Raw genomic sequence first — 20,712 nt, 5'->3', positions numbered from 1 at the left:
GCACTACGCTGCTATGGTCGGATCAGGCCTGCGGGCGGCGCTCCGGCGCCGACGCGATAGGCGGCAGGATCCCGGCCTCGGCCGGCTTGGCTTCCACCGGCGCCTTGACCAGGATCTTGAGCAGGTTGGCGATGGTCGACTTCAGCTCCAGCCGCGACACCACCATGTCGACCATGCCGTGCTCCATCAGGTATTCGGAGCGCTGGAAGCCGTCGGGCAGCTTCTCGCGGATGGTCTGTTCGATGACGCGCGGGCCGGCGAAGCCGATCAGCGCGCCCGGCTCTGCGATGTGCACGTCGCCCAGCATCGCATAGGAGGCGGTCACGCCGCCGGTGGTCGGGTTGGTCAGCACCACGATGTAGGGCAGGCCGGCTTCCTTGAGCCGGTCGAGCGCCACCGTCGTGCGCGGCAGCTGCATGAGGGACAAGATGCCCTCCTGCATGCGCGCGCCGCCCGAGGCCGCGAACAGGATCAGCGGCCGCTTCTTCTCCAGCGCCACTTCGAAGGCGCGGATGATGGCGTCGCCGGCGGCCATGCCGAGCGAACCGCCCATGAAGGCGAAGTCCTGCACGGTGACGACGACGGGCAGGCCCTCGATCCTGCCGGTGGCAGACAGGATCGCGTCCTCAAGGCCGGTCTTGGCCTTGGCGTCCTTCAGGCGGTCGACATAACGCTTCTCGTCGCGGAACTTCAGCGGGTCGACCACGACCTTCGGGTTGTCGATGACCTCATAGCGGCCGTCGTCGAAGAAGAAGCGCAGCCGCTCCTTCGCCGAGATCTTCATGTGGTGGCCCGACGACGGGATGACGTACTGGTTTTCCTCGAGGTCCTTGTGGAACACCATCTCGCCGCTCTCGGGATCCTTGATCCAGAGGTTTTCCGGCATCTCGCGACGGCCGAGCATCGAGTTGATCTTCGGACGAACGAAGTTCGTGATCCAGTTCATGGTTTTGGTCCTCTTCGAACCTAGGACATGGGATATTTATTGGGCGGCGGCAAGGCGCGCGGCACGAATGCCTTGGGACAAGCCGTTGACCAGCGTCGCCACCGCCTCGGCCGGGTCGGCGGTCTTCTCGCCCTTCGGCCCGATGACATTGGCTACAGCATTGACGATCGCCGTGCCGACGACCACGCCGTCGGCCGAGGCGCCGATGGTGCGCGCCTGTTCGGCGGTCTTGACGCCGAAGCCGACGCAGACCGGCAGGTCGGTATGCGCCTTGATGCGCTTCACCGCCTCGGACACCTTCGATGTGTCGGCCAGCGCCGAGCCGGTGATGCCGGTCATCGATACGTAGTAGACGAAGCCTGACGTGTTCTCGAGCACCTTGGGTAGGCGCTTGTCGTCGGTCGTCGGCGTCGCCAGGCGGATGAAGTTGATGCCGGCCTCGAGCGCCGGAATGCAGAGTTCGGCGTCCATTTCCGGCGGCAGGTCGACGACGATCAGGCCGTCGATGCCCGCGGCCGTAGCGTCCGCCAGGAAGCGGTCGACGCCGTAGATGTAGATCGGGTTGTAGTAGCCCATCATCACGATCGGCGTATCGTTGTCGTCCTTGCGGAACTCGCGCGCCATCTGCAGCGTCTTCTTCAGCGTCTGGCCGGCCTTCAGCGCGCGCAGGCCGGCGGCCTGGATCGCCGGGCCGTCGGCCATCGGGTCGGAGAAGGGCATGCCGAGCTCGATGATGTCGCTGCCGGCCTTGGGCAGCGCCTTCATGATCGACAGCGAGGTCTCGTAGTCGGGGTCGCCGCCCATGAAATAGGTCACGAGCGCCGGGCGTCCCTCGGCCTTCAGCTTCGCCATGCGGCGGTCGATGCGGGTGACGGTCAAAATAGCTACCTTGCTTTTGTCATCATGCAGGAGGCTGATACTCCGGCGGACGGACGGCTGCAACATTGCCACCCGGATCGAGGACGATTTCGGGGAAGAGGCATTGCTCAATTTGGGATTTCGATATCTTGCGCTTGCCGTTGGCTACGCTCAGCAAGTCGGTTGAGTGGCCGAAATGCGGTGGCGCAACGACGACTATCTCCTTGTGGGGAAATACGCTTCGGACCATGGCTATGGCCGGTTTTAGGTCACTGTCGCGGGAGACTACGTATGCTCGATCATAGCTGTCTTTGTAAGCCTCGTTGAGCATGCAAAGAGCAATGTTTACGTCTGTTTCCTTTTCCTCGTGTCCGATTGTAGTCTGCTTGCAATGACTGCAGTATTGCCGACAAGGCCGATACATACTTTTCATGGCGACTACGTGGTCCCGGCAGCCAATCAGCATACGCTGAGAAGTAGTAAATCGTTGATATTGTTTCGGATCGTGAAGTCTGACGTTCCATCAGTGCGCGCAAATTCACCCATTTTAGGTGCGCCCCATCAAGGCGCCTAAGCGCATGATAAAGATTGAACCCGTCTATGAAGAACGAAGATCTCATGCGGCTATTTGATCCAAGCCGCAGAAAAAATAAACCCCACGAGCCGGAACCCGTGGGGGCCGCTGGGCGAACCATGCGGGATTACACTTTAGAACGATAGGTGATTTGCTCCCGAGAAGCAATGCGACTCATGCGCGTCGGACTCAACAAGGCAAAAGAGTCAATAGCTCTTCCCATATTTTGTGGTAGTGCCCGCATCCAGCACAAATTGAACGTGTTCAGATCTCCATGCCCAGCATCTTGGCAACGGTGTGCACGTCCTTGTCGCCGCGGCCGGACAGGTTGACGATCATGATCTTGTCCTTGCCCATCGTCGGTGCGGTCTTCACCGCATAGGCAATCGCGTGGGCGGATTCGAGTGCCGGGATGATGCCCTCCACCTTGGTGGTCAACTGGAACGCGTCGAGCGCCTCGTCGTCGAGGATCGGCTGGTAGTCGACGCGGCCGGTGTCGCGCAGCCACGAATGCTCGGGGCCGACGCCTGGATAGTCGAGGCCGGCCGAGATCGAGTGGCCGTCGAGGATCTGGCCGTCCGCATTCTGCAGCAGGTAGGTGCGGTTGCCGTGCAGCACGCCGGGCTTGCCCGCATTCATCGAGGCGCAGTGCTCGATGCCGTCGAGGCCGCGTCCGCCGGCTTCGATACCGACGATCTTGACGCTGCGGTCATCGAGGAAGGGATGGAACAGGCCGATGGCGTTGGAGCCGCCGCCGACGGCTGCGACGATCATGTCGGGCAGGCGGCCTTCCTGTTCCAGCACCTGCTGGCGCGCCTCGGAGCCGATCACCGACTGGAAGTCGCGCACCAGTTCCGGATAGGGGTGCGGGCCGGCGGCGGTGCCGATCAGGTAATAGGTGTCGTGCACGTTGGTGACCCAGTCGCGCAGTGCCTCGTTCATGGCGTCCTTCAGCGTGCCGTGGCCGGCGCTGACCGGCCGCACTTCGGCGCCCAGCAGCTTCATGCGGAAGACGTTGGGCTTCTGCCGCTCGACGTCGGTGGCGCCCATGTAGACGAAGCACGGGAAGCCGAAGCGGGCAGCGACCGTGGCGGAGGCCACGCCGTGTTGGCCGGCGCCCGTCTCGGCGATGATGCGGGTCTTGCCCATGCGCTTGGCGAGCAGGATCTGGCCAAGGCAGTTGTTGATCTTGTGCGAGCCCGTATGGTTCAGGTCCTCGCGCTTGAAGTAGATCTTGGCGCCGCCGAGATGGCGGGTCAGGCCTTCGGCGTAGTAGAGCTTCGACGGCCGTCCGGCATAGTAGGTCGACAGCTCGTTGAGCTCCGCCTTGAAGGCCGGATCGTTCTTCGCCTCATCCCAGTGGCGCTGCAGGTCGAGGATCAGCGGCATCAGCGTCTCGGCGACGAAGCGGCCGCCGAAGATGCCGAACATGCCCTGCTCGTCGGGTCCGGTGCGGAAGGAATTGGGCTCTGCCGGCTGGTTCAAGGCCGATCTCCTTGCGTCTGGAGGCTCACTCAGGCGGCGCTGTCTTCGCGCGCGGCCCGGACGGCCCTGAAGAAATTGTCGATCAGCGCCGCATCCTTGACGCCCGGTGCGCTTTCCACGCCCGAGGAAATATCGATGCCGGGCGGGGCAGCAGACCTGAGGGCGTCGCCGATATTGGCGGCGTTCAAGCCACCGGAAAGCATGTAATCGACGGAGGCGTCAAGGCCCGCGAGCAGCCGCCAGTCGAAGGAAACGCCATTGCCGCCGGGCAATTCGGAGCCGGCAGGCGGCTTGGCGTCGAAAAGCAGGCGGTCGGCTATGCCGCGATAGGGCACGATCGCGACGAAATCCTTGGCTTCGCGAATGGAGAAAGCCTTCATCACCGGCAGGCCGTAGCGCGCTTTCACCTCGGCGACGCGCTGGGGCGTCTCCTTGCCGTGCAGCTGCAGCATGTCGGGTGCCACCGCGGCCACGATTGCGTCAAGGGAAGCGTCGTCGGCATCGACGGTTACGGCGACTGCCTGCGCCCGACCCTTCGCCGCCCGTCGCAGCTGCCCGGCAAGAGTGGGCGAAACGTTGCGCGGGCTCTTGGCGAAGAAGATGAATCCGACATGGCTCGCGCCATTGCCGAGCGCGGCTTCAAGCGTGTCGGCGGTGCTCAGGCCGCAGATCTTGATGTCGAGTGCCATGGGCCGGGATTGGCATGAAAAGGCGGCGGAGTCGAGGAAAACAGCGAGTAGGGAGTAGTGAGTAGCGAATAGTCTGCCGCGGCTGGTCGGTTTGGTCCGGGCGCATGGTCCCAGGCACCAGCCCACTACTCACTATTCGCTATTCCCTACTCGCTCACTCGAACACGATCGCCTGCAGCGCCCCGCCATTGCGCTTGAGCCATGCCTTGCAGCGCTCGGTGTCGGGGCAGAGCTCCTCGCACAGCTTCCAGAATTGCGGGCCGTGGTTCATCTCGCGGAGATGCGCGACCTCATGGGCGACGAGGTAGTTGATGACTGGCGTTGGCGCCATCATGATCCGCCACGAGAAGGACAGCGTGCCGTCCGAGGTGCACGAGCCCCAGCGGCTTGAGGTGTCGCGGAAGCGGACCGCCTTGGCGCGGCGGCCGGCGGCTTCGCAGTGCCTGGCCACCAGCGCCTCGATGTCGCGCTTGGCCTCGCGCTTGAGGAAATCGGCAACGCGGCGGGCCAGATGCGCGCGGTCGCCATGCACGACGAGTGTCGGACCGTCCTCGCCCTGCGACTGGCGCACGGTGCCGCGCGTGCCGCCCTCGTGAACGATGAGGTGCGGTACACCGCGAATGGGGATCTTGATGCCGGGGCGCACCTGGGGCCGGTCCGGCACCTTGGCAAGCCGCTGCTCGAGCCAGCCCTGGTGGCGGGTGAGGAAGCGCTCGACCTCGCCCTGGCGCAGCCCCGGCGGCACGGTGATGCGCAGGCCTCGGCCGCCCGCGTCGATGCGCAGCGTCAGCCGCCGCGCCCGGTCGTTCTCGACGATGCGCAGCGGCAGCGTCCGGCCGGCCACGACGTGCTCGCGCTCCTGCACGGGAGCCGGCTCGCGGAGCTTTCTCAGGAAACCGAAGGGCATGGGCGGGACAATAGGTGATTCGGACTGGAATTTGCGGAAACAAAAACGGCGCCGCGTTCACGGCGCCGTTGGCGTTCATCGTCGAGGCGTTGCCTCAGTCGTCGAGCAGGCCGGACTTGCCACCCTTCTTGGGCGTGACCGTGGGCGCGGTCGGCTTGTTGCGGTTCGCCATGAAGCGGTCGAACTCGTCCTGGTCCTTGGCCCTGCGCAGTTCGCGGGCATATGCGTCGAACTCGTCGCGCATCTCGTCGAGCTTGCGGCGCTCCTCATCGAGGCGCTCGAGTTCCTTCTCGCGCCAGTCGTCGAAGGCGACGTTGCCGGTGCGGGCGTTGGCCCGGTAGGAAGCCCGGCGGCAGCCGGCGAAGACGCCGTCCGTCGCGCGGTTCACGTCACGCTTGAAGCCGTCAAGCCGGTCGCCCCAGATGATGTAGGCAAGCATGGCGAGGCCGAGCGGCCAGAACACCATGAAGCCGATCACCATCAACGCGATGGTTGCCGGCGTCCAAGCCGGACGGATCAGTGCAGTCGTGGTCATCTAGATTGCCGTTCCTTTGTTCGAGGCAGCCGGGGAAAAAGCTGCTCCAATCGACATGGGATGGCAAAAATGGCGATTCAAGATGGCGTCGTCCAAAACCGCACAAGGCTCTGGAAAGGCGATCCTTTTTTGAGGTTCTCCAGGATCAGCACTACTAGCCCTGCGACAAGGCCCCAGAACGCCGAGCCGACGCCGAACAGGGTGAGCCCGGATGCCGTCACGACGAAGGCCGTCGTCGCGGCCATGCGGTGATGGTCGTCCTTGAGCGCGATCGCCAGCGCATTGGCGAGCGAGGCCATCAGCGCCAGTCCCGCCACCAGCACGATCAGGCTCGGCGGCAGCACCGCGAAGATCGCCACCAGCGAGGCGCCGAAGGCGGCGAAGGCGACATAGGCAAGCGCGTAGAACGGCCCGGTCTTCCAGCGCTCGGCCATGTCGGGGTGCACGTCGGGGCCGGTGCAGATCGCCGCCGAGATCGCCGCCAGGTTGGTGGTCGAGGCGCCGAAGGGCGCCGACAGGATCGAGAACAGCCCGGTCACCCCGATCAGCGGGCCTGGTTCGGGGTGGTAGCCGGCGGCGCGCAGCACGGCGAGGCCCGACAGGTTCTGCGAAGCCATGGTGACGAGGTAGAGCGGTAGAGCCAGGCCGAAAATGGCGCCGAGGCTGAACTCGGGCATGATCAGCGTCAGCGTCGAAAGCTCCGGCGCCGGCAGGCTGCCGACGCGGCCGGTGAGGAATGCGGCAAGCCCGCCGCCGACCAGGACCACCAGCACCGACAGCGCCGGATTGTACAGCCGGATCAGGAAGAAGGCCGCGATCAGAGGCACGACCAGCCATGGGTCGGACGGCACCGTTCTGGCTGCGTTGATGGCGAAAGTGACGACGATGCCGGCGAGCATGCCCGAGGCCACCGAGGCCGGGATGCGCGAGATCAGTTGCGTCAGCGGCTTGACCAGCCCGGTCAGCACCAGCAGCGTTCCGGCGACCAGGAAAGCGCCGACGGCCTCGCCGATGGTGAAGCCGCTGCTGGCGGCGATCAGCGCTGCCCCCGGCGTCGACCAGGCGGAGATGACAGGCATCTTCGTCCGCCATGACAGCCATGCTGTCTCGAAGGCCATGGCGAGGCAGATGGCGGTGACCCAGCTTGCCGTCTGTATGTGCGTCGCTCCCACCGCGTTCGCTGCGGCGATGATGATGGCGAGCGTGCCGCCGAAGCCGACAATCGCCGCGACGAAGGCCGAGATCGGGATCGAAGCGCGCATCAGCCCGCCCGTCCGATCGTTTCGCCGACCGCGCGGGTGATCAGCTCGAGATCCTGTGGCCGCGAAAGGCGGTGGTCGCCACCGGGCACCAGGGACAGCGTCGCGTCGTCGGCGGGCAAAAGGCTCATCAGCTTCAGTGCATGGCTGTGCGGCACGTCGGGGTCGGCCAGGCCCTGGATGATGTGGATGGGGCAGTGGGTGTGGATCGGACCGGTCATGACGAGATTTTGGCGTCCGTCCTCGATCAGCGCGCGGGTGTAGATGTAGGGCTCGGGCGAATATTCCGACGGCTCTTCGAAATAGCCCATTTCGACAAGGTCGCGGCGCTGCGCTTCGGTCAGTTGCGGTTCCACCAGCTCGGCGGTGAAATCCGGCGCGGGCGCAAGCAGCACCAACCCCGCGACCCGGTCCCCCTCGCCCGCCTGGTTGAGCTCGGCCTTCATCCTGAGCGCGATCCATGCGCCCATCGACGAGCCGACCAGCACCTGCGGGCCGTCGGTGAACTGCCGAAACACGGCGAGGCTCTCGGCCAGCCATTTGGAGATCGTGCCGTCGGCGAAAGCACCGCTGCTCTCGCCATGGCCGGAATAGTCGTGGCGCAGGAAGCTCCGGCCTTCGCCCGCTGCCCAGGCAGCCAGCGTCTCGGCCTTGGTACCCAGCATGTCGGACTTGTAGCCACCGAGCCAGACCACGCCCGCCGCCTTGCCCGTCTGCTTGCGGTAGGCGATGCGGTTGCCGTCGACTTCGATGAAGGCCGGAGCACTTGCGGTCATGTCAGATCCCCTTGGCCCGGACTTGTGGCACAGCTCGGCAATGGCGAACAGTCCCGCGAAAAACCTTCGTTTGGCGCAGTCCGCAGAAACAGATGCTGGTGATTTGTTGTGATTGCTGTGCTATTGACATCGCCCGCGCGCTACCCACATTGGCGCGTCCGAAACCCACCGACGTCAATGGCTCGAGGAGACCACGACCATTCGCAGACCTTTTAAAGCAGCCGCGCCCACCAAGGACGGCCCGCGCTCCAACCGCGACATCCGGGTTCCCCGGGTCCAGCTCATCGACGCCGACGGCCAGAACCGCGGCGACGTCTCCATCAACGAAGCGCTCCTGGCTGCCGAAGAGGCCGGCCTCGACCTCGTCGAAATCTCCCCCAACGCCACGCCGCCCGTCGTCAAGATCCTCGACCTCGGCAAGCTGAAATACGCCAACCAGAAGAAGGCGGCCGAAGCGCGCAAGAACCAGCGGGTCATCGAGATCAAGGAGATCAAGATGCGCCCGAACATCGACAGCCACGACTACGAGGTGAAGATGAAGGCGGTGCGCCGCTTCTTCGAGGAAGGCGACAAGGTCAAGCTGACGCTGCGCTTCCGCGGCCGCGAGATGGCGCATATGGAACTCGGCATGCAGCTCCTCAACAAGGTCCGTGAGGAAGTCGCAACGATCGCCAAGGTCGAAGCCGAGCCCAAGCTCGAAGGTCGCCAGATGATGATGGTGCTGGCGCCACGCTGATGCCGCAATGCCCCGGCATGAGCCGGGGCCGGCATATCCTTCCATGGTGGGGCGCCTAGCGGCCGGGCCTTTCAGGCGGGCCGCTCGCGTTTGGGTTGGCATGAATTCACGGAACAGGAACGGGCTGGGGCATTACCAGCGCATGCGCAGGCTCGTGCTTGCGGTGATGGTCGTCGCGATGTTCGCGGCATTGCTGTTCGGCCAGTCCTCCTTCCCGCCCGACACCACAGTCCACGAGGTCGTGGAGATGCTGGGCATCCTGATGATCTTCCTGGGTGTCGTCGGCCGTCTCTGGTGCACGCTCTACATCGGCGGTCGCAAGTCGGACGAAGTGGTGACCGGCGGCCCCTATTCGATGACCCGCAATCCGCTCTACGTATTCTCGACGCTGGCGGCGGCCGGCGTCGGCGCCCAGATGGGGTCCATCGTCGCCACCATCGGCTTTGCTGTGCTGTGCGCGGGCGCCTTCCACGTCGTCATCCGGCGTGAGGAACGTTATCTCGCCTCCGAATTCGGCGCCGAATACCAGCGCTACCTCGCCCGCGTGCCCCGCTTCTGGCCGAAGCTGTCGCTCTACCAGGAGGGCGACACGGGCAGCTTCCGGCCGAAGCTCCTGCTCAACACGCTGCTGGACGGACTCGTCTTCCTGGTGGCGCTGCCGGTGTTCGAGCTGATCGACCATGCCCAGATCATCGGCGCGCTGCCGGTGTTGTTCCGCCTCCCCTGAGGCCGCGGGTTCATTGCGCTTGCGGCCCGTTCGGGGTGTTGCGCTGCGCCGAACTTCCGCGTATATAGCCGCGTCCCAGAACCGCCCGGCAGGGCATGCCGTGGCGGTTTCATTTGCTTTTCGGGCTTTGGTCGGCCTGAAAACAACAACATGAAGGGATTTCGAGGCGCTTCAGGGCGCTGCGGGATTCCCGAAGAACGGAGTAGCAAAATGCCCAAGATGAAGACCAAATCGGCTGCCAAGAAGCGGTTCAAGGTGACCGGTACCGGCAAGGTCCTGGCGGCTGCCGCCGGCAAGCGCCATGGCATGATCAAGCGCACCAACAAGTTCATTCGCGATGCCCGCGGCACGATGGTTCTGGCTGAACCGGATGCCAAGAAGGTCATCAAGAATTTTCTGCCGAACGGCCTCTGAGCCCCGGCCTGGACAGCGTTTTAAGGAGATCATGACATGGCACGTGTAAAGAGGGGCGTAACCGCCCACGCCAAGCACAAGAAGGTTCTCGAGCAGGCCAAGGGTTTCTACGGCCGCCGCAAGAACACCATCCGCATTGCCAAGCAGGCGGTGGAGAAGTCGAAGCAGTACGCCTATCGCGACCGCAAGAACCGCAAGCGCAACTTCCGCGCCCTGTGGGTCCAGCGCATCAACGCTGCCGTTCGCGAGCATGGCCTGACCTACGGCCGCTTCATCGACGGCCTGAACAAGGCGAACATCGAGATCGATCGCAAGATCCTCTCCGACATGGCCATCCACGAGCCGCAGGCTTTCGCCGCTCTCGTCGCCAAGGCCAAGGTTGCTCTTGAGTATCTCAAGAACACCACCCCGAATGCTTTTGAAAGCGCTGTTGCTTAACCAGCGCCTTCCCAAGCATCACTGACTTGATTTGGGAAACCCGCGCTGGCACGGCTGGCGCGGGTTTTTCTTTTGTGGTCCGACATAAGTCGACGCTGACTTATCTTTGAACTGGTGGCAGAAATGAACATCACCTTGAACGACCGGAGCATCGACGCACTCGAAGGTGATCTGATGGACCAGATCGCCAGCGCACCGGATGAGCAGGCTATCGAAGCTGTGCGCGTCTCGGCGCTAGGCAAGAAGGGCTCGGTTTCCGAATTGTTGAAGTCGCTCGGCGGGATGTCGCAAGAGCAGCGGCAGATATTCGGGCCCGAGATCAACGGGCTCAAGAACCGCGTCACCGACGCGCTTGCCGCCCGCAAGGGCGAATTGCGCGATGTGGCGATCACCGCCCGTCTCGCTGCCGAGACGGTCGACGTCACCCTGCCGGTGCGCCAGTCGCCAGCCGAGCGCGGCCGCATCCACCCGATCAGCCAGGTGATCGACGAGATCGCCGCGATCTTCGGCGACCTCGGCTTCTCGATCGCCGAAGGGCCGGACATCGAGACCGACCACTACAATTTCACCGCGCTGAACTTCCCCGAAGGCCACCCCGCGCGCGAGATGCACGACACCTTCTTCTTCCCGCCCGACGAGAGCGGCGAGCGCAAGCTTCTGCGCACCCACACCTCGCCGGTGCAGATCCGCACCATGGAGACTGAGAAGCCGCCGATCCGCATCGTCATCCCGGGCAAGACCTACCGCCAGGATTCGGACGCCACGCACTCGCCGATGTTCCATCAGGTCGAGGGCCTGGTGATCGACAAGACCGCCAACATCGCCAACATGAAGTGGGTGCTGGAGGAGTTCTGCAAGGCGTTCTTCGAGGTGCCCTCGGTCAAGATGCGCTTCCGTCCGTCCTTCTTCCCGTTCACCGAACCGAGCCTCGAGGTCGACATCCAGTGCGACCGCTCGCGGCCCGGCGAAGTGCGCTTCGGCGAAGGCAACGACTGGATGGAGATCCTCGGCTGCGGCATGGTTCACCCCAACGTGCTGCGCCATGGCGGCCTCGATCCGGACGAATACCAGGGCTTCGCCTGGGGCATGGGCATCGACCGCATCGCCATGCTGAAATACGGCATGCCCGACCTGCGCGCCTTCTTCGATGCCGATGTCCGCTGGCTGCAGCACTACGGCTTCCGCCCGCTCGACATGCCGACGTTGTTCGGTGGCCTGAGCGCATGACCCAGGCTGCCGACCGATATGCCGGTGCGGTGACCTTCGCCTTCGGCGACAGCCCGGAGCTCGCGGACGAGCTTCTGGCGCTGGTGCTGTCGGGTAAGAAGACCGCGACTTGCGGTGCCTTGCGCGACTATGGCAGCGCCGAGCCGGTGCCGGAGGTCGGTCGCAGGGATGTCGTGCTCGACGGCCAGGGGCGCCGCGCCGCCGTCATCGAAACCGTCGAGGCGATCCAGCGTCGCTTCGACGAGGTCGATGCCGAGTTTGCTGCCGCGGAAGGCGAGGGCGACCTGTCCTACGAATACTGGCGTGAGGCCCACGAGGCCTATTTCGCCCGCAATGGCGGCTTTTCGCCTGACATGATTTTGGTTTGTGAGCGGTTCCGCCTGGTGGAAGTGCTCGACCGCAACGACACGAAACGAGTGAACCCATGAAATTCACGCTTTCCTGGCTCAAGGACCATCTCGACACCGACGCCTCGCTCGATGAGATCGTCGAGCGGCTGACCTCGATCGGCCTCGAAGTCGAGTCGGTCGACGACAAGGCAGCACTCAAGCCCTTCGTCATCGCCAAGGTACTGACGGCAAGCCGTCACCCCGACGCCGACAAGCTGCAGGTGCTGACTGTCGACACCGGCGCGGGCACGCCCATCCAGGTCGTCTGCGGCGCGCCCAATGCGCGTGCCGGCCTGATCGGCGCCTTTGCCGCGCCGGGCGCCTACGTGCCCGGCATCGACGTCACGCTGTCGGTCGGCAAGATCCGTGGCGTCGAAAGCCACGGCATGATGTGCTCCGAGCGCGAGCTGCAGCTGTCGGACGAGCACAACGGCATCATCGACCTGCCGGCCGATGCGCCCGTCGGCACGTCCTTCGCCGCCTATGCCCATCTCGACGACCCGGTCATCGAGATCAACCTGACGCCGAACCGCCCCGACGCCACCAGCGTCCATGGCATCGCCCGCGATCTCGCGGCCTCCGGCCTCGGCACGCTCAAGGGCGGCGCGGTCGCGGCCGTTGCCGGTGAAGGCGATTGCCCGGTCAAGGTTTCGATCGAGGCGCCGGAGCTCTGCCCGGGCTTCGCGCTGCGCCTCGTGCGCGGCGTCAAGAACGGCCCCTCGCCCAAGTGGATGCAGCAGCGCCTGCTGGCCATCGGCCTGCGCCCCATCAACGCGCTGGTCGACATCACCAACTACGTCACCTTCGACCGCGGCCGCCCGCTGCACGTCTTCGACGCCAGGAAGGTCGCCGGCAATCTGGTGGTCCGTCGTGGCCGCGAGGGCGACAAGGTGCTGGCGCTCGACGGGCGCGAATATGTGCTGACGCCGGAGATGTGCGTCATCGCCGACGACAACGGCGTCGAATCCATCGCCGGCGTCATGGGCGGCGAGCATTCGGGATGCGACGAGAACACGACGGACGTGCTGATCGAGTCGGCGCTGTGGGCCCCGCTCAACGTCGCCCGAACTGGCCGTACGCTCGGCATCATCACCGATGCGCGCTACCGCTTCGAGCGCGGCGTCGACCCCGAATTCATGGTTCCGGGCGTCGAGCTGGCGACTAGACTGGTGATGGACCTCTGCGGTGGTCAGCCGACCAGGACCGATGTCGTCGGCTATGCCGGCCACGCGGCCAAGGTCGTCTCCTTCCCGCTGTCAGAGGTCAAGCGCCTGACCGGCATCGAGGTCGCGAAGGCCGAGAGCCTGGATATCCTCACCCGCCTCGGCTTCGGCATTTCGGGCAACGGCGATGTCGTCGACGTCTCCGTGCCGTCCTGGCGTCCCGATGTCGACGGCAAGGCCGACCTGGTCGAGGAAGTCATGCGCATCCACGGCGTCGACAACATCGCGCCGCAGCCGCTCGGCGCGCATGACGCCGTCAACGGCAAGATCCTGACCACACTGCAGATCCGTACCCGTTCGGCGCGTCGCGCGCTCGCCGTACGCGGCATGATGGAGGCCGTCACCTGGTCGTTCATCCCGGCCAAGCATGCCGAGCTGTTCGGCGGCGGGCAACCGAACCTCAAGCTGTCGAACCCGATCGCATCCGACATGTCGGACATGCGCCCGTCGCTGCTGCCGGGCCTGATGGCCGCTGCCCAGCGCAACGCCGACCGTGGCCTGGGCGACGTCGCCCTGTTCGAGGTCTCCGGCACCTATGAGAACGACACGGCCGAAGGCCAGCGTCGCGTCGCCGCCGGTGTCCGTCGCGGCACCGCCAAGCTCGAGGGCTCGGGCCGCAACTGGTCGGGCAATTCAGGCAATGTCGGCGTGTTCGACGCCAAGGCCGATGCAATCGCCGCGCTAGAAGCCTGCGGCGCGCCGGTCGACCGGCTGCAGATCGAGACCGGCGCTCCCGCTTGGTACCACCCGGGCCGCTCGGGCGTGATCAAGCTCGGCCCCAAGGTCGTGCTCGGCACCTTCGGCGAGTTCCATCCCAAGACGCTCGAAGGCCTCGACGTGTCGGGCCCGCTCTGCGGCTTCGAGGTCTATGTCGACGCTATCCCCGAGCCCAAGGCCAAGCCGACCAAGACCAAGCCGAGGCTGGAGCTGTCGCCGTTCCAGGCGGTCAGGCGCGACTTCGCCTTCGTCGTCGACAAGGCGGTCGAGGCCGGCACGCTGACCCGTGCGGCGATCGGCGCCGACAAGAAGCTGATCACCGGCGTTTCCGTCTTCGACATCTTCGAGGGCGCTTCGCTCGGCGAGGGCAAGAAGTCGGTCGCCATCGAGGTCACCATCCAGCCGGTCGAAAAGACGCTGACCGACCAGGATTTCGAGGCGCTCGCGGCCAAGATCATCGAGAACGTCAAGAAGCAGACCGGCGGTGCGCTCCGGAGCTGACCGCGCTCGGGGAGGAGCATGGAGCATCTTCGCTATAGTGGCCTGCCGTTTGAAGACCAGCGGCGGGTCCTGCTCGACATTCTTCTCGCCGACCCGATCGTCCGCCCCGCGCTCGCGGCGGCCGAGACGCTCGACCTGCCGCAGTGGATGCTGGTTTCGGGCGCGCTCTACAACAGCGTCTGGAACCACCTGACCGGCCGCCCGGCCGGTCACGGCATACGCGACATCGACCTCTTCTATTTCGACGGCTTGGACCTTTCCTGGGAGGCCGAGGACGTGGTCATCCGCCAAGGCAACGACGCCTTCGCGCATCTGCCGCTGCCGGTCGAGATCCGCAACCAGGCCCGCGTCCATCTCTGGTTCGAGGACCATTTCGGTTCGCCGCGCGCGCCGCTCGCCTCCAGCGCCGAGTCGCTCGAGCATTTCGCCTCGCGCACCCACGCCGTCGGCCTCGCCCTCGTCGACGGCGCGCCCGAGGTCTGGGCGCCCTTCGGCCTCGACGACATCTTCTCCTTCCGGCTCGCGCCCAACCACCGTAACGACAACGGCGCCACACATGAGGCCAAGGGCCGGCGGGCAAGGCAGATGTGGCCCGAGGTTTCAGTCGTCGACTGGTAGTAGCAATGGAGGTGAATTTATGATTCGCGCCTAATCAATGGGCAGCGTGCGAAATCCACAACATATTGTGTAGCTCGCCGCACGTAGGCGCAAAATAAGTCCATCGGTCCCGAAGACTCAGCTTGCCTTCCGTAAGGGAGTTATGTTCAATTAGTTGAGCTGACTAAGAGAGTCGGTCGACCACAGATTGCAGTCTGCGGCCGACCTTTTAGTCGGACCCAGCATTAGCCGTTGAGGGCGCTGGGCCGGTGTCGTGAAGACGTGATTAGTGAATCACGGCTGATTCGCCGCGTCAACCCTCGGCATATTTCTCCACAGCAAAGGAAAAAGCTGTGAATATATATGCATCAAGCAGGGTGCCGCTTGGCACCAAGAAGCGTACTGGTGAAACCTGCCCCGAAAGTGGGGTGTGGAAGGTCGATGACCTCTACGATTCGACCACGGCCCCGATCGCAAAGGGAAACACCTTCCCTCCGTACAAGGGCAAGGCCGTGACGTGGAAGCTCATCCAGTACGCGTGAGCCTTGAGATAGCTGCAATACGAGGCCGGGTTTAGCGCGCCCGGCCTTTTGCTTTGTGGGAAACATTCCTGGGCGCCGCTCGTTTAAGCCAGCATGCTGCGCAACACCAACGCTCGCTACGGCTGGGCCGCGATCATCCTTCACTGGCTGATCGCGATCCTGTTCCTCGGCCAGTTCGCGCTCGGGCTGGTGATGGTCCGCATCGCCAGCCAGCGCACCTCCTTCGAGCTGATCCAGCTGCACAAGTCCTTCGGCTTCCTGCTGCTCGGGCTGGTGCTGATCCGCATCGGCTGGCGTCTCGGCAATGCCAGGCCGGAGCTGCCGGCCGAGGTCGGGGCGATGGAACGCAAGGCAGCGCCTGCCGTCCACCTTGCGCTTTACGCCGTGCAACTCGTCGTGCCGCTGTCAGGCTGGGTGCTGGTGTCGGTCTCGGTGCTCGAAATCCCCTCGATGCCGTTCAACCTGTTCGTCATGCCGCACTTGCCGCTCGGCGTTTCCGAGCAGGCCGAGACCTTCTGGATCTTCGGCCATCGCTGGCTCGCCTATCTCGGCATGGCCCTGGTGGCACTGCATTTCCTGGCGGCCTTGCGGCATCATTTCTGGTTGCGCGACCCGGTCATGGCGAGGATGATCTCGCCTTCCCTCGGTCGCCGGAACCACGCTCCGGAATAGCGGCGGCACGAGATTCGTTCACTGCCTGCGCGGCTGGATGTTGGCCGTGCCGACAAGGAGTGCCGAGGCATGATCACGAAACGCTTGGGGCTTGCAGCATTCCTCGCCGTTGCCAGCGTCGCCGGAAGCGCCTGGGCGGTGGCGCTTTCCGACGCCGCCGGGCGCTACGCCATCTCCAAGAATGGATCGAGCATCCGTTTTGCCATCGGCAAGGTCGGCGGCGGCGGTTTGAATGGCGCCTTCGGCCGCTTCGAGGGCACCATCCGTATCGACGGTGGTGACATCGGGCGGTCGCGCGTGGACCTGACCATCTTCCCCGACAGCGTCGGCACCGGCGAGGGCCGCGTCGATGCCTTCCTCAAGTCGGATGCGGTCTTCGACACGACAAACGAGCAGGAGATCGTCTTCCGTTCGACCAGCGTGACGCGCACCAGCGAGAACACCGCGATGATCATTGGCCGCCTCACCGCCAGGGGACGCACCTTCACCGAGAAATTCCAGGCCGAGCTGCAGAGCCTCAACGGTCGCCAGATTCAATTCCATGTCAGCGGCAACGTGCTGCGCTCGCGCTACCAGATGGATGTCGGCACGCCGATCTATTCGAACATCGTCGCCTTCGACATGGAGTTCACCGGCCGCCGCAGCTGATTGGCCCGGGCCGAATCTCCACTGGAATTTGGCACTCGCATCGGCCAACATCGGGCGGCGGCCGCCATGGCCGATCGCATGACCAGCCAGTCGCGGAGGCCAGATGTTTCGTTGGGGCGTACTATCCACCGCCAAGATCGGACGCGACCATGTCCTGCCGGCGATCGCCGATTCCGACAACGGCGTGGTCGCGGCGGTCGCCAGCCGCGATCTCGGCAAGGCCAGGGCGCTCGCCGATCGTTTCGGTGCTCGCCATGCCTTCGGTTCCTATGAGGAACTGCTCGCCTCGGATGCGGTCGACGGCGTCTACATCCCCCTGCCCACCTCGCAGCATCTCGAATGGGCGGCCAAGGCGGCCGAGGCCGGCAAGCATGTGCTGGTCGAAAAGCCGCTCGCGCTCAAGGCCGACGACATCGCGCCGCTGCTCGCCATCCGCGACCGCAACAAGGTGGTCGTCTCCGAAGCTTTCATGGTCACCTACCACCCGCAGTGGCACAAGGTGCGCGACCTGATCGCGGCCGGCGCCATCGGCAGGCTGCGCCACGTCCAGGGCGCGTTCTCCTATTTCAACGTTGACCCCAACAACATGCGCAACAAGCTCGATCTCGGCGGCGGCGCCCTACCCGACATCGGCGTCTACCCGACCGTGACGACGCGGTTCTCGACCGGCAGGGAGCCCCTGCGCGTTCAGGCCAGCATCGAGCGCGACGAAAAGTTCGGCACCGACATCTATTCGAGCGTGCGCGCCGATTTCGGCGAGTTCGAGCTGTCCTTCTACCTGTCGACCCAGCTCGCCAACCGCCAGCTGATGGTCTTTCATGGCGACAAGGGGTTCATCGAGGTGCGCTCGCCCTTCAATGCCGGGCTCTACGAGCATCATCGCGTCGAACTGCACAATGCCGGCCACACCGAGGCCACCGTGCTCCGCTTCCCAGGCACGCAACAGTATCGGCTCGAAGTCGAGGCCTTCGTCCGCGCGGCGCAGGGCGGCAAGGACAGGGTCTTCTCGCTGGAAGAGTCGGTGCTCAACCAGAAGGTCATCGACGCCATCTTCCGCGCCGGCGAGCACGACGGCTGGGAGAACGTGTAGCAGCGCTTCCGCGGCACGCTGGGCCACGGGCCGGCTGGGTCGGCGGTCGGCTGCGCATTCCTTGCACGTTTCCCCCTGCGGCCAAGACTATCTTGGACCGGCGCACGATTCCGTCACCATTGATACTGGTGACTCGAAAGTTGTCATGTCGGAGCTCATGTCGAAAACGAGTGCAGGTGAAACTCGGCTAGGGAGCACAAGTCGCACCTTGAGCATTTCGGGTTAGTATAGGTATACGTTCTATAAATGTTCTTGTCGAGCAGGATTTTTTGTGCTTATCTGAATGAGGGATAGGGCTGTGTGCCGGGGGGCAGGCCGCGTCCATCCGTCGGACGGGAGGGGGAGCATGGTTTCGCGCGTTCGCACGGTCGCGTTCCAGGGTATCGAGGCGGTTCCGGTCGATGTGCAGGTGATGGTCGCGCCGGGCAAGGCCGGCATGCAGATCGTCGGCCTTCCCGACAAGGCCGTGGCGGAGAGCCGGGAACGCGTGCAGGCGGCACTGCACGCGTCGGGGCTGTCGATGCCGCCCAAGAAGGTGACGGTCAATCTCGCGCCAGCGGACCTGCCCAAGGAGGGCAGCCACTATGACCTGCCCATCGCCCTCGGCCTGATGGCTGCGCTGGGGGCGGTGCCGGGCGACGCGCTCGCCGCCTACATCGTGCTGGGCGAACTTTCCCTCGATGGCACCATTGCGCCGGTGGCCGGCGCGCTGCCGGCTGCGATCGGCGCAAATTCCGAGGGCAAGGGCCTGATCTGCCCATCGGCATGCGGGCCGGAGGCCGCGTGGGCAGGGACCGACATCGACATTCTCGCGCCGCGCAGCCTGATTGCCCTGGCCAATCATTTTCGCGGCACGCAGGTGCTGTCGCGACCCGAGCCGGGCATCCGCGCGCCGTCGGCCGGGTTGCCTGATCTAGCGGATATCAAGGGCCAGGAGACCGCCAGGCGCGCGCTCGAGGTGGCGGCAGCCGGTGGGCACAATCTCTTGATGGTTGGCCCTCCGGGCGCCGGCAAGTCGATGCTGGCGGCGCGCCTTCCGTCGATCCTGCCGCCGCTGTCGCCCAGGGAACTGCTGGAAGTGTCGATGATCGCTTCGGTGGCGGGTGAACTGGCCGAGGGGCGGCTGACCGACCGCCGGCCTTTCCGGGCGCCGCACCACTCGGCCTCGATGGCCGCGATGGTCGGCGGCGGGTTGCGGGCGCGCCCGGGCGAGGTTTCGCTCGCCCATCATGGCGTGCTGTTCCTGGACGAGTTTCCCGAGTTCTCGCCGCAGGTGCTCGATTCGCTGCGCCAGCCGCTCGAAACCGGCGAATGCATGATCGCACGCGTCAATCACCGCGTCACCTACCCCGCCCGCATCCAGCTCGTCGCCGCCATGAATCCGTGCCGCTGCGGCATGGCGGGCGAGCCGGGCTATCGCTGCCTGCGCGGCGCGCGCTGCCAGGCCGATTACCAGGCGCGCATCTCCGGCCCGCTGCTCGACCGCATCGATCTGCGCATCGAGGTGCCGGCGGTGTCCGCCACCGACCTCATCCGTGGCGCAAGGTCGGAGGCGAGCGCCGAGGTGGCGGTGCGCGTCGCCCGCGCCCGCGCCCGCGCCGTGCAGCGGGAGCGCCTGGAAAGGCTGGGCGCCACGAGCGCCACCACCAACGCCCAGTGCTCTGCCGGCCTGATCGAGGACATCGCCGCGCCCGATGCCGGCGGGCTCGCGCTGCTCAAGGATGCGAGCGAGAAGCTCGGCTTCTCGGCCCGCGCCTATCACCGGGTGCTCAAGGTCGCGCGTACGCTTGCCGATCTCGACGGCAGCGACAGCGTGGGCCGCATCCACTTGGCCGAGGCGATCTCATACCGCATCGCTTCGGAGCGGATGGCACAGGCGGCGTGACTTGCGCCCGGTCGCAGTCAGCCCGTGGCGAAGGGCTTGCCCCCCGTAGCGGTGATCGGGCCACGCTCCGGCGAGGTCTCGGAGCCGACGGTTGAATCCAGAAAAATACGCGAGACCTGGCGGTCCGGACGCGGCCGCCGCGCCTGCCAGCGCAGGCCGTCGCAGCTTGGGTATTCCGGCCGCGGTGGCCTTCGCACGCAGAAAGGAAGTTGCCGAGCCTACTTGACCGAACCGACCAAGGTTGCCTGGCCTTCGCGGATGGATACCCACCGACCCGTGTTCTCGGTCGACTGCCGCTTGAGGAAGCGGTATCCCGTCTCGTCCCACTGGCGCACCAGGTCGGTCAGGTTGTCGAGCACGAAGTCGCCCTTGGTGGTCCGCACGGTCAGCACCGCGTGCCCTTCGCCGTCCGGCTTGCGCACGACCGTGATCAACAGGTTGGACAGCGATACGCCTTCCTGGCTGAGCGTGCGGCGCTTCTCGAGCACATAGTCCTCGCAGTCGCCCTGGCCGTTGACGGGATAGGTCCAGAACTCGTCGCTGCCATAGATGTCGATATCGTTCATCGGCTTGATCGCGGCGTTGACCGCCACGTTGACGGCGACGAGCTTGCGCCACAGGTCGCCGTTCATCTGCTCGGGGCCGGGGTCACGCTCCTTGATCGAGCATTCGGCCGGGTTGATGCGGCAGAAATCGTAGTGGCCGATGGGCTGGGAGGTAAGTCCCCCCGTCACCATCGGCTGGGCCGCATTGGCCTCGCCGACCGACAGCAGCGCCGCTGCCGCCAAGCCTACCAAAACTCCGGCACGCACCACCGCGTACCGCACGCCTGCTGCGGAAATCATTGCCCCGCTCGCCCCTTCGTATCGTTAACAAA

General features: G+C 65.1%; 23 protein-coding genes. 13 read left to right on the top strand and 10 right to left on the bottom strand.

Annotated elements, in window-relative coordinates; translation table 11 throughout:
• Positions 1–22: 22 nt before the first annotated feature.
• The 9 genes from accD to J2X50_RS16565 form a co-directional block, all read right to left on the bottom strand.
• Positions 23–946, bottom strand: a complete 924-nt coding sequence (accD, locus tag J2X50_RS16605) for an acetyl-CoA carboxylase, carboxyltransferase subunit beta (protein WP_429096644.1) — start codon at positions 944–946, stop codon at positions 23–25.
• A gap of 36 nt (positions 947–982) precedes the next feature.
• Positions 983–1,798: a tryptophan synthase subunit alpha gene (gene trpA / locus J2X50_RS16600; RefSeq protein WP_429096682.1), complete on the bottom strand. Its 816-nt coding sequence runs from the start codon at positions 1,796–1,798 to the stop codon at positions 983–985.
• 49 nt (positions 1,799–1,847) lie between these two features.
• The gene (locus tag J2X50_RS16595) at positions 1,848–2,228 is read right to left on the bottom strand and encodes an NYN domain-containing protein (protein ID WP_429096680.1); all 381 of its coding nucleotides are present in this window, start codon (positions 2,226–2,228) and stop codon (positions 1,848–1,850) included.
• Between the two features lie 414 nt (positions 2,229–2,642).
• On the bottom strand, positions 2,643–3,863 hold the full coding sequence (gene trpB, locus J2X50_RS16590; protein ID WP_429096642.1) for a tryptophan synthase subunit beta: 1,221 nt from the start codon (positions 3,861–3,863) through the stop codon (positions 2,643–2,645).
• Positions 3,864–3,892: 29 nt separating this feature from the next.
• On the bottom strand, positions 3,893–4,552 hold the full coding sequence (locus J2X50_RS16585; RefSeq protein ID WP_429096679.1) for a phosphoribosylanthranilate isomerase: 660 nt from the start codon (positions 4,550–4,552) through the stop codon (positions 3,893–3,895).
• A 154-nt stretch (positions 4,553–4,706) separates the two neighbouring features.
• Complete coding sequence (locus tag J2X50_RS16580) at positions 4,707–5,459, bottom strand: M48 family metallopeptidase (RefSeq protein WP_429096640.1); 753 nt, start codon at positions 5,457–5,459, stop codon at positions 4,707–4,709.
• 94 nt (positions 5,460–5,553) lie between these two features.
• Complete coding sequence (locus J2X50_RS16575) at positions 5,554–5,994, bottom strand: DUF2852 domain-containing protein (protein ID WP_429096638.1); 441 nt, start codon at positions 5,992–5,994, stop codon at positions 5,554–5,556.
• Positions 5,995–6,071: 77 nt separating this feature from the next.
• Positions 6,072–7,256 carry a benzoate/H(+) symporter BenE family transporter gene (locus J2X50_RS16570; RefSeq protein ID WP_429096637.1) on the bottom strand — a complete coding sequence of 395 codons (1,185 nt, stop codon included), beginning with the start codon at positions 7,254–7,256 and terminating at the stop codon, positions 6,072–6,074.
• Positions 7,256–8,029: an alpha/beta hydrolase gene (locus tag J2X50_RS16565; protein ID WP_429096635.1), complete on the bottom strand. Its 774-nt coding sequence runs from the start codon at positions 8,027–8,029 to the stop codon at positions 7,256–7,258. The genes J2X50_RS16570 and J2X50_RS16565 overlap by 1 nt, the downstream gene beginning before the upstream one ends.
• Before the next feature lie 199 nt (positions 8,030–8,228).
• On the opposite strand from J2X50_RS16565, the gene infC reads away from it, so the two are divergent.
• The 13 genes from infC (at position 8,229) to J2X50_RS16500 (ending at position 19,835) form a co-directional block, all read left to right on the top strand.
• Entirely contained in the window at positions 8,229–8,765 is a 537-nt protein-coding gene (gene infC / locus J2X50_RS16560; RefSeq protein ID WP_347965817.1) for a translation initiation factor IF-3, read from the top strand.
• A gap of 100 nt (positions 8,766–8,865) precedes the next feature.
• The gene (locus J2X50_RS16555; RefSeq protein ID WP_429096633.1) at positions 8,866–9,492 is read left to right on the top strand and encodes a methyltransferase family protein; all 627 of its coding nucleotides are present in this window, start codon (positions 8,866–8,868) and stop codon (positions 9,490–9,492) included.
• A gap of 210 nt (positions 9,493–9,702) precedes the next feature.
• Positions 9,703–9,906: a 50S ribosomal protein L35 gene (gene rpmI / locus J2X50_RS16550; protein ID WP_429096632.1), complete on the top strand. Its 204-nt coding sequence runs from the start codon at positions 9,703–9,705 to the stop codon at positions 9,904–9,906.
• Between the two features lie 36 nt (positions 9,907–9,942).
• A complete protein-coding gene (gene rplT / locus J2X50_RS16545; protein ID WP_067955711.1) occupies positions 9,943–10,344 on the top strand; it encodes a 50S ribosomal protein L20 in 402 nt (133 codons plus the stop codon).
• Between the two features lie 174 nt (positions 10,345–10,518).
• Positions 10,519–11,571, top strand: a complete 1,053-nt coding sequence (gene pheS, locus J2X50_RS16540) for a phenylalanine--tRNA ligase subunit alpha (RefSeq protein WP_429096677.1) — start codon at positions 10,519–10,521, stop codon at positions 11,569–11,571.
• Positions 11,568–11,999, top strand: coding sequence for an ASCH domain-containing protein (locus tag J2X50_RS16535; RefSeq protein WP_429096630.1), 432 nt, complete (start codon positions 11,568–11,570; stop codon positions 11,997–11,999). Before pheS ends, J2X50_RS16535 begins: the two co-directional genes overlap by 4 nt.
• Entirely contained in the window at positions 11,996–14,401 is a 2,406-nt protein-coding gene (gene pheT, locus J2X50_RS16530) for a phenylalanine--tRNA ligase subunit beta (protein ID WP_429096629.1), read from the top strand. Before J2X50_RS16535 ends, pheT begins: the two co-directional genes overlap by 4 nt.
• Positions 14,402–14,419: 18 nt before the next feature.
• Entirely contained in the window at positions 14,420–15,019 is a 600-nt protein-coding gene (locus tag J2X50_RS16525) for a nucleotidyltransferase family protein (RefSeq protein WP_429096627.1), read from the top strand.
• Positions 15,020–15,351: 332 nt separating this feature from the next.
• The gene (locus J2X50_RS16520) at positions 15,352–15,540 is read left to right on the top strand and encodes a hypothetical protein (protein ID WP_429096625.1); all 189 of its coding nucleotides are present in this window, start codon (positions 15,352–15,354) and stop codon (positions 15,538–15,540) included.
• A gap of 93 nt (positions 15,541–15,633) precedes the next feature.
• Positions 15,634–16,212: a cytochrome b gene (locus tag J2X50_RS16515; protein ID WP_429096623.1), complete on the top strand. Its 579-nt coding sequence runs from the start codon at positions 15,634–15,636 to the stop codon at positions 16,210–16,212.
• Positions 16,213–16,281: 69 nt separating this feature from the next.
• A complete protein-coding gene (locus tag J2X50_RS16510) occupies positions 16,282–16,860 on the top strand; it encodes a YceI family protein (RefSeq protein WP_429096621.1) in 579 nt (192 codons plus the stop codon).
• Between the two features lie 103 nt (positions 16,861–16,963).
• Positions 16,964–17,950, top strand: coding sequence for a Gfo/Idh/MocA family protein (locus tag J2X50_RS16505; protein ID WP_429096620.1), 987 nt, complete (start codon positions 16,964–16,966; stop codon positions 17,948–17,950).
• Between the two features lie 346 nt (positions 17,951–18,296).
• Positions 18,297–19,835 carry a YifB family Mg chelatase-like AAA ATPase gene (locus tag J2X50_RS16500; RefSeq protein WP_429096618.1) on the top strand — a complete coding sequence of 513 codons (1,539 nt, stop codon included), beginning with the start codon at positions 18,297–18,299 and terminating at the stop codon, positions 19,833–19,835.
• 218 nt (positions 19,836–20,053) lie between these two features.
• Here the strand turns inward: J2X50_RS16500 and J2X50_RS16495 are convergent, their stop codons facing one another.
• Positions 20,054–20,680, bottom strand: a complete 627-nt coding sequence (locus J2X50_RS16495) for a transglutaminase-like cysteine peptidase (RefSeq protein ID WP_429096616.1) — start codon at positions 20,678–20,680, stop codon at positions 20,054–20,056.
• Positions 20,681–20,712 lie beyond the last annotated feature (32 nt).

The sequence above is a fragment of the Aminobacter sp. BE322 genome (assembly GCF_050433525.1).
In the GTDB taxonomy this organism is placed as follows: Bacteria; Pseudomonadota; Alphaproteobacteria; order Rhizobiales; family Rhizobiaceae; genus Aminobacter.
This window is presented reverse-complemented; position numbering and strand designations above follow the sequence as displayed.

Coding starts and splice junctions, on each gene's coding strand:
- accD (WP_429096644.1), bottom strand. CDS start 946: ATGAACTGGATCACGAACTTCGTTCGTCCGAAGATCAACTCGATGCTC.
- trpA (WP_429096682.1), bottom strand. CDS start 1,798: ATGGCGAAGCTGAAGGCCGAGGGACGCCCGGCGCTCGTGACCTATTTC.
- J2X50_RS16595 (WP_429096680.1), bottom strand. CDS start 2,228: ATGTATCGGCCTTGTCGGCAATACTGCAGTCATTGCAAGCAGACTACA.
- J2X50_RS16585 (WP_429096679.1), bottom strand. CDS start 4,552: ATGGCACTCGACATCAAGATCTGCGGCCTGAGCACCGCCGACACGCTT.
- J2X50_RS16580 (WP_429096640.1), bottom strand. CDS start 5,459: ATGCCCTTCGGTTTCCTGAGAAAGCTCCGCGAGCCGGCTCCCGTGCAG.
- J2X50_RS16575 (WP_429096638.1), bottom strand. CDS start 5,994: ATGACCACGACTGCACTGATCCGTCCGGCTTGGACGCCGGCAACCATC.
- J2X50_RS16570 (WP_429096637.1), bottom strand. CDS start 7,256: ATGCGCGCTTCGATCCCGATCTCGGCCTTCGTCGCGGCGATTGTCGGC.
- J2X50_RS16565 (WP_429096635.1), bottom strand. CDS start 8,029: ATGACCGCAAGTGCTCCGGCCTTCATCGAAGTCGACGGCAACCGCATC.
- J2X50_RS16555 (WP_429096633.1), top strand. CDS start 8,866: ATGAATTCACGGAACAGGAACGGGCTGGGGCATTACCAGCGCATGCGC.
- rpmI (WP_429096632.1), top strand. CDS start 9,703: ATGCCCAAGATGAAGACCAAATCGGCTGCCAAGAAGCGGTTCAAGGTG.
- rplT (WP_067955711.1), top strand. CDS start 9,943: ATGGCACGTGTAAAGAGGGGCGTAACCGCCCACGCCAAGCACAAGAAG.
- pheS (WP_429096677.1), top strand. CDS start 10,519: ATGGACCAGATCGCCAGCGCACCGGATGAGCAGGCTATCGAAGCTGTG.
- J2X50_RS16535 (WP_429096630.1), top strand. CDS start 11,568: ATGACCCAGGCTGCCGACCGATATGCCGGTGCGGTGACCTTCGCCTTC.
- pheT (WP_429096629.1), top strand. CDS start 11,996: ATGAAATTCACGCTTTCCTGGCTCAAGGACCATCTCGACACCGACGCC.
- J2X50_RS16525 (WP_429096627.1), top strand. CDS start 14,420: ATGGAGCATCTTCGCTATAGTGGCCTGCCGTTTGAAGACCAGCGGCGG.
- J2X50_RS16515 (WP_429096623.1), top strand. CDS start 15,634: ATGCTGCGCAACACCAACGCTCGCTACGGCTGGGCCGCGATCATCCTT.
- J2X50_RS16510 (WP_429096621.1), top strand. CDS start 16,282: ATGATCACGAAACGCTTGGGGCTTGCAGCATTCCTCGCCGTTGCCAGC.
- J2X50_RS16505 (WP_429096620.1), top strand. CDS start 16,964: ATGTTTCGTTGGGGCGTACTATCCACCGCCAAGATCGGACGCGACCAT.
- J2X50_RS16500 (WP_429096618.1), top strand. CDS start 18,297: ATGGTTTCGCGCGTTCGCACGGTCGCGTTCCAGGGTATCGAGGCGGTT.
- J2X50_RS16495 (WP_429096616.1), bottom strand. CDS start 20,680: ATGATTTCCGCAGCAGGCGTGCGGTACGCGGTGGTGCGTGCCGGAGTT.